The organism is Enterococcus rotai, from assembly GCF_001465345.1.
Taxonomy (GTDB): Bacteria; Bacillota; Bacilli; order Lactobacillales; family Enterococcaceae; genus Enterococcus_L; species Enterococcus_L rotai.
This window is the reverse complement of the sequence record NZ_CP013655.1, coordinates 2,272,745-2,285,040: the sequence shown is the minus strand read 5'-3', so window position 1 is coordinate 2,285,040 and position 12,296 is coordinate 2,272,745. Positions and strand designations below refer to the sequence as shown.

Annotated in this window: 13 protein-coding genes; 4 read left to right on the top strand and 9 right to left on the bottom strand. The window is 33.6% G+C overall.

Annotated elements, in window-relative coordinates:
• Positions 1 to 52: 52 nt before the first annotated feature.
• The 5 genes from ATZ35_RS10645 to ATZ35_RS10625 are packed head-to-tail and all read right to left on the bottom strand — an operon-like array spanning position 53 to position 5,853.
• Positions 53 to 1,420 carry a bacteriocin secretion accessory protein gene (locus tag ATZ35_RS10645; protein WP_069639534.1) on the bottom strand — a complete coding sequence of 456 codons (1,368 nt, stop codon included), beginning with the start codon at positions 1,418 to 1,420 and terminating at the stop codon, positions 53 to 55.
• 17 nt (positions 1,421 to 1,437) lie between these two features.
• The gene (locus tag ATZ35_RS10640) at positions 1,438 to 3,588 is read right to left on the bottom strand and encodes a peptide cleavage/export ABC transporter (RefSeq protein WP_069639535.1); all 2,151 of its coding nucleotides are present in this window, start codon (positions 3,586 to 3,588) and stop codon (positions 1,438 to 1,440) included.
• Positions 3,589 to 3,614: 26 nt separating this feature from the next.
• Complete coding sequence (locus ATZ35_RS10635) at positions 3,615 to 4,367, bottom strand: response regulator transcription factor (RefSeq protein ID WP_069639536.1); 753 nt, start codon at positions 4,365 to 4,367, stop codon at positions 3,615 to 3,617.
• 10 nt (positions 4,368 to 4,377) lie between these two features.
• Complete coding sequence (locus ATZ35_RS10630) at positions 4,378 to 5,670, bottom strand: sensor histidine kinase (RefSeq protein WP_069639537.1); 1,293 nt, start codon at positions 5,668 to 5,670, stop codon at positions 4,378 to 4,380.
• Positions 5,671 to 5,712: 42 nt separating this feature from the next.
• A complete protein-coding gene (locus ATZ35_RS10625; RefSeq protein WP_157804658.1) occupies positions 5,713 to 5,853 on the bottom strand; it encodes an EntF family bacteriocin induction factor in 141 nt (46 codons plus the stop codon).
• 269 nt (positions 5,854 to 6,122) lie between these two features.
• Between ATZ35_RS10625 and ATZ35_RS10620 the strand changes: the two genes are divergently transcribed.
• From ATZ35_RS10620 to ATZ35_RS10610, 3 genes are read left to right on the top strand one after another with little or no spacing between them, the layout of a single operon-like run.
• The gene (locus ATZ35_RS10620) at positions 6,123 to 6,371 is read left to right on the top strand and encodes a hypothetical protein (RefSeq protein WP_069639538.1); all 249 of its coding nucleotides are present in this window, start codon (positions 6,123 to 6,125) and stop codon (positions 6,369 to 6,371) included.
• A 17-nt stretch (positions 6,372 to 6,388) separates the two neighbouring features.
• Entirely contained in the window at positions 6,389 to 6,568 is a 180-nt protein-coding gene (locus ATZ35_RS10615; RefSeq protein ID WP_069639588.1) for a hypothetical protein, read from the top strand.
• 19 nt (positions 6,569 to 6,587) lie between these two features.
• Complete coding sequence (locus tag ATZ35_RS10610) at positions 6,588 to 6,746, top strand: bacteriocin (protein ID WP_069639589.1); 159 nt, start codon at positions 6,588 to 6,590, stop codon at positions 6,744 to 6,746.
• A gap of 73 nt (positions 6,747 to 6,819) precedes the next feature.
• Here the strand turns inward: ATZ35_RS10610 and ATZ35_RS10605 are convergent, their stop codons facing one another.
• Entirely contained in the window at positions 6,820 to 8,028 is a 1,209-nt protein-coding gene (locus ATZ35_RS10605; protein ID WP_069639539.1) for a helix-turn-helix transcriptional regulator, read from the bottom strand.
• A gap of 128 nt (positions 8,029 to 8,156) precedes the next feature.
• Here ATZ35_RS10605 and ATZ35_RS10600 point away from each other — a divergent pair, with 128 nt between their 5' ends.
• Positions 8,157 to 9,131, top strand: a complete 975-nt coding sequence (locus ATZ35_RS10600; protein WP_069639540.1) for an NAD-dependent epimerase/dehydratase family protein — start codon at positions 8,157 to 8,159, stop codon at positions 9,129 to 9,131.
• Between the two features lie 66 nt (positions 9,132 to 9,197).
• On the opposite strand, the gene ATZ35_RS10595 is transcribed toward ATZ35_RS10600, so the two are convergent.
• The 3 genes from ATZ35_RS10595 to ATZ35_RS10585 are packed head-to-tail and all read right to left on the bottom strand — an operon-like array spanning position 9,198 to position 12,237.
• Positions 9,198 to 9,605 carry a hypothetical protein gene (locus ATZ35_RS10595; protein ID WP_069639541.1) on the bottom strand — a complete coding sequence of 136 codons (408 nt, stop codon included), beginning with the start codon at positions 9,603 to 9,605 and terminating at the stop codon, positions 9,198 to 9,200.
• A gap of 13 nt (positions 9,606 to 9,618) precedes the next feature.
• Positions 9,619 to 10,374, bottom strand: coding sequence for a tRNA 2-thiocytidine biosynthesis TtcA family protein (locus ATZ35_RS10590; protein ID WP_069639542.1), 756 nt, complete (start codon positions 10,372 to 10,374; stop codon positions 9,619 to 9,621).
• A 27-nt stretch (positions 10,375 to 10,401) separates the two neighbouring features.
• Entirely contained in the window at positions 10,402 to 12,237 is a 1,836-nt protein-coding gene (locus ATZ35_RS10585; RefSeq protein ID WP_208927216.1) for an LTA synthase family protein, read from the bottom strand.
• Positions 12,238 to 12,296 lie beyond the last annotated feature (59 nt).

Sequence of the window (12,296 nt, the reverse complement as noted above, 5' to 3'; positions counted from 1 at the left end):
AAATCGTCTTGATTTTCAGAAAAATTTCTGTTTAGTTTGAAAAAGTTGTAGTTTATTCTTTGTTTAATAGGATCTCTTTAATTTGTTGCCAATATGTCTTAGTCCCAACAATGAGAGATAGCTCTCCTGTGAGCCCATACCGATTTTTGAATTTTCTTGGCAATCGTAATTCTCCTTTAATGGTAAAAAAAGTTCCTTGTTCACTTGTCGTACTTGTTTCTGAAATTTCTGTTAAAATGCCATCAACCGTTGTTGTTTCTCTGTTCTTATCTAATTTGAAGTGAACATTCATTCCTTTTTCTATACGATTAATTTCATTTGTAGGCAATAGTGCAGTGAACATCATATAATCGTCCTGCAAGATTGGATAAATCTCCGCTAAAAGCGTTCCTTGTTGAACAACTTTTTGCCCACTTACTTGTTCAGTTAAGTGAACCCTTCCATCGATCGAAGCCCTTAGTGTACCTTGTTCGATTTGTTCATTCAGCGTCTTGAGTGCAGTCGTATTTTTCTGTTGAGTATTCGTTAATTCAAGCAAACTTTGTCTGGTAGTTGCTACCGTCTGTTCTATCTTTTGTTTGGCTTTTTTATGATAACTATTGACTTCATTATCAGAGTTAGCTGGTATAACCAGTTTAGCTAGTTCTCCTTGTACTTGCTCTATTTCCTTATTTAGTTGTGCAATCTGCTCTTCGATTTCAACTAAGACAGTTGTCCGTACTTGATTATTTAGTTCTTCTGAAGTATTTGATAACTGAGATTGCCAGAATTGATATTTAGCCATGATTTCTGTAGCAAAACCTTGGACTTCTTGCTGATTATTATTCCACGCAGAACGAACTTGCTCCCATTCATTCTTTTGGCTTTGTCTTTCATTCAGCTGTTGAGACATCTGCTCTTTGTTTTTCTGATACATCTCAAGATTCTTTTTAGTTATTTCTATACTTTGTTTGGACATATACTCATTGGATTCATTTTCTGCTACTAAGCTTTTCAATTGATTACTGTAACCATATATATCTTCGCTTTCAAAAAGATCACGCTCTTGAGTTAAACTATCAATAAACGTTTGAGCTGCTTTCTTTTGCTTTTCAATTGTTTTATTTTCTTGTTCAAGCAGTTTTTGTTCATTCGACAACACTTCTGTATCAAAAATTATTAAAGAATCACCTCTTTGTACTCGTTGGTTTTCATGTAACTTATTTTCTAGTATTTTAGCATCTATAGGAACCTGGACTTTCTCTGTTTCTGTGCCAATCAACTGTGCTGTCGTTTGTATGACTACTTCTTTTTTGGCGAAAAATAAAAAGAGTCCTAACAACAAAAATAGGATGATAACTGGATACACTATCCAACGATAAAAGGTATTGTGTTGTTGACTATAAATACTGGAGTGGTCAAGCCAATCATTCTTTGCCATTGTCAATCCTCCTTTTACTATATTTCCCACAACTGCTGGTAAATTCCTTGGTTAAATCGTAATTTATCATGAGTTCCTTGCTCAACTAATTGTCCTTCATGAAGAACAAGAATTTGATCACATTCTTTCGCAATTGATAGATGGTGAGCGATAAAAAGAAGTGTCTTATTCTCAAGTTGTAGTAAATACTCTAAAATTTTATGTTCTAATATAGTATCTAATCCACTGGTTGCTTCGTCTAAAATCAGAATGTCTGCATCTTTTAATAACGCTCGAGCAATAGCTAGACGCTGACGTTGTCCGCCCGAAAGATTCACCCCACCTTCTTCCAAAACTGTTTCCAAGCGCAAAGGTTGCTGGTTAATAAATTCATTTAATTGGACAGCTTTACAAACTTCTAAAATACGTTCAAAACTTGGTATTATAGATAAACCAAAAGTCAAGTTCTCTAAAATTGTTCCACTGAAAAAAAAAGAGTCTTGCGGGATATACGTCACATTTTCTCTTAGCTGTTTGTATTCAATATCTAGATGGTTTACCTGTCCATAACTGATTGTTCCTTCTGAAGGAGAATAAAAATTTACTAGTAATTTTGCTAAAGTAGATTTTCCCGACCCGCTAACGCCTACTAATGCAACTTTACTATGAGCAGGAATCCAACAGGAAATCGCATTTAGCGTAGGTGCTTTCATATGATAGGAGAATGAAACCCGCTCTAAAGAAATGCCTTGCTGAAAGTTTTCTACAGAAATAGTTTTTTCTATTGAGGTATTCACTTGTTCAGGTTCAATGTCAAAAATTTCATTTAGTCGTTTATTGGCCACTTGAGCTGTTTGCATTTTTACTTGAAGGTTTATGATATTTTGTAAAGGATCCGTAAAAAACACAAGTAATGCGTTATATGCAATTAATTGACCTAAGCTAATGGTTCCATCCATCACAAAATATGAACCTAGCCACAGAATCAAAGCACTACTGATCAATTGAATGGTATGTTTTATTCCTTGTTGTACATTATCCAAGGTTACAGTCTGAAATGATTTTTTCATAAGTTTGATAAATTCTCTATCAACGCGATCATACACCTGATTTTCTCCACTATAAGCTTTAATTGTTTCTATCCCTTTCAAACTTTCGATAATATTGGCGTTTAGCGTAGCTCCAGCAGTCATTTCTTCTTGATTCGCTTTTTCGTAGCTTTTAACAAATGCTAAAATTGCTATGAGGTAAAATGGTAATGATGCCAGTGTGATTAAAAAGAGTGTGCTATTTTGAATGGCTAAGGTAATTCCCACTAATAGCACCATTCCAATATCTAAAAAAACAGAAAGTGTGGCGCTAGCAAGAGCATCAATAATCTTATTCGCATCTAAAAAACGAGAGATAATCTCTCCTGATTTACGTGTTGCAAAAAAAGTCATTGGGAGTGTTAACACATGTTTAAAGTAAGTCAACATAATTGCAATACTCATTCGTTGCCCTAATATAATTAATAAATAACTGCGACTATATTCAAAAAACACCCGAAAAAGATAGACAATAATCAATCCACTAGACACAATATTAAGCGCCGAATGTGCTTGATATGGAATAAAATAATCTAGGAGACCCTGAAAATAATAGGAACTTCCAATGCCAAATAAAGTAATAAAAAATGAGGCTAATACAATATGAAAAACCAATTTTTTCTGTTGCCAAATTATTGGTAAAAACGAACTTAATCCATTAACTTTTTCCTTAATCGGTCGATAGGATTTCTTTGGTGTAGGTAAGATCAAAATACCTGTCCATTCTGCTGAAAATGCTTCAATTGACTTTTTTACTTTTCCTTTGGCTGGATCTGCAAGTGATAACGAGGCTCCTTTTTTATCGTACACAACGACATAATGCATAAAACTATTGTCGACTAACACATGAGCAATTAAGGGAAATGGCAATTCTTTTTCCTGCCAAATTTCATTATCTGCTTGAATAGCTAAACACTCAAAATCTAAATTTTCCAATGTTTTTTTTAAGCCAAAGGCAGAAGTTCCTTCCAAATCGGTCCCTGATAATTCTCGTAATTTATGGATAGGGATTTCTGTTTTATAATAGTTTAGAATCATGGCTAGACAAGCCACACCACAATCTTTTTCATCTTGTTGTTGAATATAAGGAAATGGTTTCATATATTATTTGATATCCTTTCCAAAAATTAGTTAAGAATTTTTTGAAACCGTTCTTTAATCCTATTGGTTTTTCCAATAGCAAATGTCCTTGTTAATTCTGCATTAAAATAAATCAAACGTTTTTTGAACTCTATTTCTCTAACGTTTTTAGGATTAATCAAACAAGAACGATTGATTTTAAATAATACCGGGTATTTCTTTTCTATATCTGTTAATTTCCCATAAAATTCATATTGACCGTTTTTTGTGTAAAGTGTCACTCTATGAGGTAGCGCTGAAGGTTCTAGTAAGTATATTTCTTGTAGATCAAGTAGAAACGTTTGTGAACCAATCGAAAAAACAAACGCATTATTTTGCTCTATTTTCAAAGAGTCAATTCTGTGCTGGGCAAGAGCTAACAACTCTACGATTTCGGCTCGGTAACTTTCTAATGATTGATCCTTTACCACAAAACCCAATGTTTCTATCCGACGTTTTATCGTTAAAGGAATCATTTCATCGTGAGTTGTAATAAAAATAATCTTTGCCTGTACATCATGTGATCGTATCTCCTCTGCAAGTTCGATCCCATTCATTTTATGATTTAAATCAATATCCAGAAAATAAATTCCCTGCTTTGGTTTAAATTTATGCAGGTATTTTTTTACTTCTTCTGGACTCTGTGTTTTTAAGGTAATTTGAAAAAGATTATTATGAAAGAGAATAAAATTCTGAATAATAGTCTCAATTTGATTTAATTGGATAATTTGATCTTCACAAATAATAATCGGATAACTCATACTGCCTCCCTTACTCCCAAATCAAGATGATCTGAGTGGAAAATTTATATTGATCTTTTTGGTATTGAACAAACATATTCTTATTCTTTTTGTTTATATCCTTAATTGTACTCAATCCTAAACCTTGATGATTTCCTTTAGTTGTAAAGCCTTTTTTTAGTAGAGAGTTTAGAGGAATATCTAGATCTTGAAAAGAATTTTCAATATAAAATTCCAGTTGATAATTATCTTGATGAATCATAAACGATATTGTACGTTCTTCATTTTCACTTGTCGCTTCGATTGCATTATCAAGAACAATACCTAAAACACGAATACAATCAAAAATCGGCATCGGAATTTTTTCGACTACTTCATAGCACTCAAATTTAAAGTAAACTTGTTGTTTCTTTGCTTCATGAAACTTAGAGATAATCAGACTTTTCAAATACATATTTTTAATATTTTGGCAGTGACCGTAGTTCAAATCCGATGTTGAAATGTAATGATTCGAATAGTTTTCCAACTCTTGCACTTGCTCAAAGAACACCTGATTTTCACTATTCGCTGAAGCCTCTTTTAGACTTAGTAAAATATTTTTATAGTCATGTTTGAATTTTGATAATTGTTCTTGATTCTGTTCTAATTGGTCTGTATAATTTTTTAAATTAATCAATTCTTGTTTTTCTAATTGTTGTTCGTATTTCTCTTTTTGCCTTAATGTGATTCGGATAAAAAATAAGATAACAAATATAGTTTGAACAATAATGAAACCCGTCACTCCCATAATAAATTGATCAAATGCCTCATAATAATGAGCCGCATATGAGACAAGTAAAGAAACTGCAAATAGATAAATCATCAGAACTGATGTTAATTCGGAGCTATAATGCTCAATTACTGAGTTAACATGTAATTTTTTGTATAACATGATAAAAAGTGATAGTAGAAACAATTTCAAAATCAATTGAATAAAAATATACGTGTACCCTTTTATTCCACCATGTGAAAACCCAAAATACATAATAATTGAGCTTACGATTGATGAAACGTCATTTATAAGCATACATAAAGTAAGCTTGTTTAAAAGAATATGATTAAATTTCCCGTTTCTTTTTAATAAAAAATAACTGCTCAAAATAGGAATCATATCTGCCAGACCACTAAATAATTGGAAAATAAAGGTTATTGGTAGGAAAATAAAGATGATCGCTAATTTTTTCTTAGTGTAGTCATTTTTATTAATATAAAAAAGTAACCCGTATAAATAAAAAAGATCCACAATCATCCTTAATATGTAAGCTTTTGTATTAATATTAATCAAGTGATCCCCTCCTGATTAAATTATATCAAAAAGAATCACTATTTAACATTTCTTGAAAAAAGAAAACACACACTGTGCAACATTAGAAATTGGTTTTCCATTATATAAATTAGTTCCTCCTCTTACAACCAATAATTGTTTATCGGAACATTTTTTTACATTCTTAATTTTTTTGATATCCATTTGTTTTCCCTCCCTATATGAATTTACTAAATTTAGTATGACACAATTTCTATATAACATAAAAAAACTTCCTGAACCACGGTTAAATCGTTCTCGAATGAATGAAAAGTGCTATTTAGCTCATTCAAGAATGAAATCAACAGTATTCAGGATCTTTTTAACACAAATTAAATAAGCCACTATATAATCAAGTATGTAGCAAGGTCTCGCAAAAAAAAGGGCCGTACCAGTATGAAGAATCAACGATCGTCGAAAGGAGAACAAAACAATTGAAAAAGACTTCTAACGAAAGGATCAGGATAATAAAAATAGTTGAAAAAGGAATTGACATAGCTTCTATTACTGAAAAAACAATAAGTGTCATAATCAGTTACATTATTGCGGATTGGATTAATGATACAGTATCGATTTATTTTAGAATCGATAGCTTTTTATTAACGAATTTTATCGGAATTACAATAATCGTTTTAACTTTGACTCTCTACTTTTATTGGAGAGGAAGTAAAAATAAAAAATGAAAGAAAGAGGTAAGAAAATGATCAAAAAAGAATTGAACGAGCAAGAATTAAAAAAGATTTGTGGTGGAAGTAATGATGGTTTTTGGGAACGTTATGGCGTTGGCCTAGGAGCCTATACGAAATGTTCATTATCTTCTTTAAATTTTGCGAATCCTGTTTGTACTGCAAAAGGAATCTATGGAGCAATCAAAGGATAATTTGAAAGGAATGATTATTTTGAAAAAAGTGATTTCAGAAAAAAAACTAAAAGATATTAAAGGTGGCATTGGGCCAGCAGCTTTATTAATTCCTATCGGTGGTTATCTTGCCAAACAAGCCTTTGAACACTCCGACCAAATTGCCAAAGGCTTCCTAAAAGGTTGGAACGGAAAATAAATTCGTTCATTTAATGTGAAAAAGACAGAGTAAGTAGTTGATTTTTAGAAACTAGTTATTCTGTCTTTTTCTTCTATTTATTAGTCAGCAGTTCTTTATATTTTTTCGGCGTATTGCCCCAAAAAGTTAAAAAATTCCGGTTGAAGGTGCGAATCGACTGATAGCCACAGGCTTCAGCGATCTCACTGATCTTTTTAGATGAGCTCAATAAAAGAGAACGGGCAAATAACATTCGATTATATTCTACCAACGCATTAAAGGTCATTGAAAACTCATCCAAGACGATTTGATCGATTTTAGTTGGGCTAGAATAAAAATATTTAGCTGCGGTTTGAATTGAAATTGGTTCACTATAGTGTTGATTAATATACGTATAGATTTCAAAGGGGAGACTGTTTTGAAAACGAAACGAATTCATTTTCTTATCAGTTGCTCTAATTTTTCTAACTTCTGTAGGTGAATAACCTGTCATAGCCTTAAATTGTTTATTAAAACTAGGAACTGACCGATAGCCGATAAAATCAGCAATAAAAGCGATATCTAGCTCCTCAAACTTTAACATTGCTAAAGCATTATTGATGCGAACGTCAATCAGATTTTCTACAAATGTTTTTCCCGTTAATTTCTTTAGTCCTCGATTGATCGTTTGCGGTGTACTTTTAAATTTATCCGCTATTTCGTTGAGTAGCAACTCTTCTCTATAATGAAAATGAACATATAACAAAATTTTGGAGCTGATCTCACGAATTGGTTTTTCACGAGTCCATTGATGTCTTGCCGTTCGTTCAAACCAGACAATTACTTGATATAAATCCGCAAGCAACGATAGATCGTAGAGTCGCTCTTGTTGCTCATATTCTTGCAGTCCATGGGTAAAAATCGTTAATAAATACGTAAAGTCCTTCTCTTCACATTTAAGAACAGGTGTGTCCCAATATTCAAAAAAACTCATATGCTGTTCAACCGAACGGGTAGTCAAGGAGGACAACATTAAAACATTTAAAGAAAGGTCAAAAGTGATGGCTTGGATTTCTTCATAAATTTCAACAAAATGATACACATGATATGAAAATAGCCAAAGTACACTCCCCTTTTCCACTAGGTATTCTTGATTATTGATCTGAACTTTTCCAGAACCGTTTTTTATAAAAAGAAATTGAACAGTCATACGGCTCGTCTTAGCCGTTGCAGTTTTGTACCGTTCGTTTCTTACAATAAAATCAGCTTTTGTTAATTCAAAACCATAGTAACTAGTTCCAGTATAAGGAAGACTTGCTTTCATAACACCACTCCTTTGTTCATTTAGGATAAGAATTGTATTTCTCGCGTCCAACATTTCCTCTTCATTACGATTATACTATAGTTGTACATGTGATTCATATCACAAATAGATTTTAGGAGGTTTTACTCATGAGTAAAAAAGTTTTTGTGTTAGGTGGAACTGGTTTTTTAGGGTATTATACAACGGAAGAATTATTGAAAAAAGGCTATGAAGTCGCTACGATTTCTTTACCGCCAATGCCAGCTGAGGATTTATTTTCTAGTGATGTTTCAGTCACTCTGGGAAATATCAATGATATGACAGATGAAGCAATCTTAGCCATGCTTGAAGGTTGTGTTGGTTTTATTTATGCAGCTGGAGCAGACGAACGTGTCGTTCCGAAAAAACCTGCGTCTAAATTTTTCTACGAAGCAAATGTATTGCCTACTCAACGTTTAGCTTACTTGGCTAAAGAAGCTGGTGTGAAAGATTTTGTTGTTTTTGGCTCTTACTTTGCTGAATTCGCTGAGCGTTTGCCTGAATCAAATTTAACACTTGAGGCTTACCCAATGATGCGCTTATTACAAGAACAAGTAGCTTTTGCAGAAGGTGACGGCAGCATGACTGTAACCTCTTTACGTCTGCCTTATATTTTCGGTACAATGCCAGGCCGTGAACCGCTATGGAAAATGTTTACAGAACAAATCAAAGGTCAAGATGTTTTCCCAGCACTAAAAGGCGGCACTGCAATGGTAACTGTTGAACAAGTTGCTGAGGCCGCCGTTGGTGCCATGGAAAACGGGACACACCGCAGCACGTATGCAATTGGTGATACCAATATGAAATATCAAGAATTTTATCAAATGATGGTCGACGCTTTAGGACAAGATACAGCAGTCCCAGTCGTTTCTTATAATGATGTCAAAGCCATTTACGAAGGTATTGATGCTGAAGCGGCAAAAGCTGGTTTGGAACATGGTATTCATTCGACAAAATCAGCGATGATGCAGGAATATGATTTGTATCTAGATCCTAATGATACCTTCCCTACGTTGAATGTGAAACATTATGATGTGGTTGCCTCTATTAAGGAAACACTAGCAAAATGCGTCGATCCCTCATAAACACAAAAAGGCCATCTGATAGATATTCAGGTGGTCTTTTTGTGTTTCAATAGTTTGCAGTTCCTGCTATTCTTTGTAGATCAGCTCTTTTTCATATTGGTTTGTTTCATCACCAGTTTCAAAGGTATAAACAACTGTCACTTTGATTTTATTGGTACCAATTTCCGACAGTTCTTTGGTAAGATCGTATTCGTACACTTCTTTACTTAACACATTGTACGTAATTGAAAGCGAACCTGAAATTTGATCGATCGTCTGCCATTTTCCCTTTTCTTCTATAGAATAGGTTGTATCAGTTTCTATCAATGTCATAATCTTTTCCGAGTGATTCGTAATGAGCAATTTTTTCCCTTTAAATTCAAATTCGACTTGTTTGCTTTCAATTGCTTTAGGGTTTACTTCTTCAGTTTTCGATGGCTCTATTTTCGAACAACCACCAAGTACCAACAAAAACAACACAATAATTTTTTTCATAGTACTCCTTTTTTCACTCAGGTGATAGCAGTGACTTTGTCCAAAAATTTTCAGATGTCCCTTGCTCCAACCCCATGATAAATTTCTCTCGAATATCAGGGTAACTTTGGGCTAACCCACTTACAAGATGTTTGATTTCTTCCCGTTTGGTTTTCTTATCAACAGGACATGGATTGAAAATCACAGGGAGCTCTTCTCTTTGAACAAACTGAATGATCTGTTTTTCTTCTAGATAAAGTAAAGGGCGAATCAAGGTGATATCTGTTTTGGATAAATAGCTCATCGGATCAAAGCTAGCCATTTGACCGTGAAATAGAAAATTCATAAAATACGTTTCGATAGCATCATCTAGGTGATGACCTAAAGCCACTTTATTGCAGCCAACTTCTTTGGCACGCTTATACAAAATTCCTCGACGTAATTTGGCGCAAAGCGAACACGGTGAGCGTTCTTCTCGGATATCAAAGACAACTTGGGCAATATTAGTCGGCACAATGTCCAGCTCATACCCTAATCCTTCCACAAATTCCTGCAAAGGGCTGATATCCATATCAAACCCCATAGCTAATGTGATCGGCACGATTTCAAATTCAAAGCCTAAGCGTTTTTGCTTGCTGATCATATCTAGAAAATACAACAAGCTTGTGCTGTCTTTGCCACCACTCATCCCAATTGCAACTTTATCACCTGGTTGAATCATTTGGTGGTTCAACACGGCACGACGAATCGGATTATAATACGTTTGATTATCTTTCTTTTTAAAGCTCATCGTTTACTCCTTTTCACCTCATTTGTTTCATTTAAAAAAATCTGTTTTTAAGCTATAATTTTCTCCAGAAACAATATCATATTGAATCAAGCGATAGTCTTCGTATAATTCTTCTTGTGCTTTATTTAGAGCAAGTGTTTTACTCCATTGTTTATCCTTATAATAGAAGCTTTTCTCAAAAGCTGGAACTTGTTTTTCTAATTCAGATAGCAATTGATAAAAACCAGTCATTTGCATGCCGCTTTGTTCAAATAATGAAGGCGTAAAGTAAAAAGGACTTGTAACTGCATCATGTATGTTTCTCTCGCTAAGTTTTCCTTGATTGTCATACATTAAGAATTCCGTTTGGTGTATTTTTACTTCATCGTTAGCCGATTTGATCTCATCTGAGTAAATACTAGGCAAATGATCACCCCAAAAAACAACTAATGTCCGTCTTTTGAGCTCCTTCAATGAACTTGTAAATTGTTTCAATGCTTCACTGCTATAGGCAACATCTTGCATGTAGCTATCGATTGCTTTTTTGTTTCCTAAACTTTGTGAAGAGTAATCTGAGCTCTTGTATTTATCGCTATATGGCATATGCGTTTGCATCGTTACCAAATGAACGAATTGCGGCTTTTGATCCTCTTTTAATAAATCGAATACTTCTTTATATGCCGACTCATCAGAAATATAAGGATTATTTTCAAGTGTTTCTGTGTATTTCATCGTATCTTCACTGATAAACTGATCGAAGCCCATCGTCTGATAGACATCTTTACGCTTATACATCGATGTATTATAAGGATGAATCGCGGTTGTTTGATAGTCCTGCTGATTCAATAACGAAACAATCGACGGAACTTCCTTCATTTTAGGGATCAGCATTGTGTATGGCGTTGTCAGTTGAGGATTGAATAATTCCATGGAGAAACTGGTCAGTGCCTCAAATTCAATATTCGCTGTTCCCCCACCATAATTCTGCGAGAGCATTTGACCACTATAGGTTGTTTTTGCAATATCATAATACTCTTTTAAAGGATCTTTATTGACGGTCACACCGTTTAAATTTTGCGGATTTGAAAAACTTTCACTCATCACAAAAATAATATTTGGCTTTTCTTCAGATAAACTGTTTGTTGCTTGAGCTGTTTTTGTGTATTTAGTCGTGATGTCTTCAATGGTCTTTTTTGAGTAGTTTTTTGGTTTATCCATGGCATCAACTTTTAAGTTATACAAAAATCCACCCATAAATCCAGTATTGTAATAATTCATTTTTTGACTATAGGGAATCCATAACGCTGTTTTGTTATAGGCTTTCCTTAATAAATTATTTGGGTTGTTAAAATCGCTGACATACAGCAATAGTGCTGCTGTGATAACTATGCCTGAGATTCGTATGATCTGCCATTTTTTCGATAACAGACGGCTTTTATAAATGGCTCTGCCGAAAAAGAATAAACCGATTGCTGCAATCAATATAATAATAACAAAAGGAATCGTTCCAATCATTTCTCTTAATAAACCAAATTCCGTAATCATTTTTAAATCATCTGGATAAATCGGCTCAGTTCGGTAAAACATTTTTTGATAATCTGCAAAGCCTAAAATTCCGATCGTAATTGCATACAGGACACTTCCAAGTATTAGTGAACCTGCTACACTACATAGAAATAATAAAAATAGCAACAAGACTAGACTACCTAAAATAAATTTTTCAGTATGCCAAGAAAAAGCAAATTTAGCTACTAAATCAAATGATAATTCGTTTTGACACCACTGTAAGTATAAGTTGCTGATAAAAACCAACAAAATCATTCCAACTATGATCAATGAATACTTAATTGGTTTCTTTTTAAATAATTGTAATTTTTTTTTCACAAATACTCTCCCTTTTCTTCTTCCTAAATCCGCTCTTTAATATTTTATGCTTAGTCTAA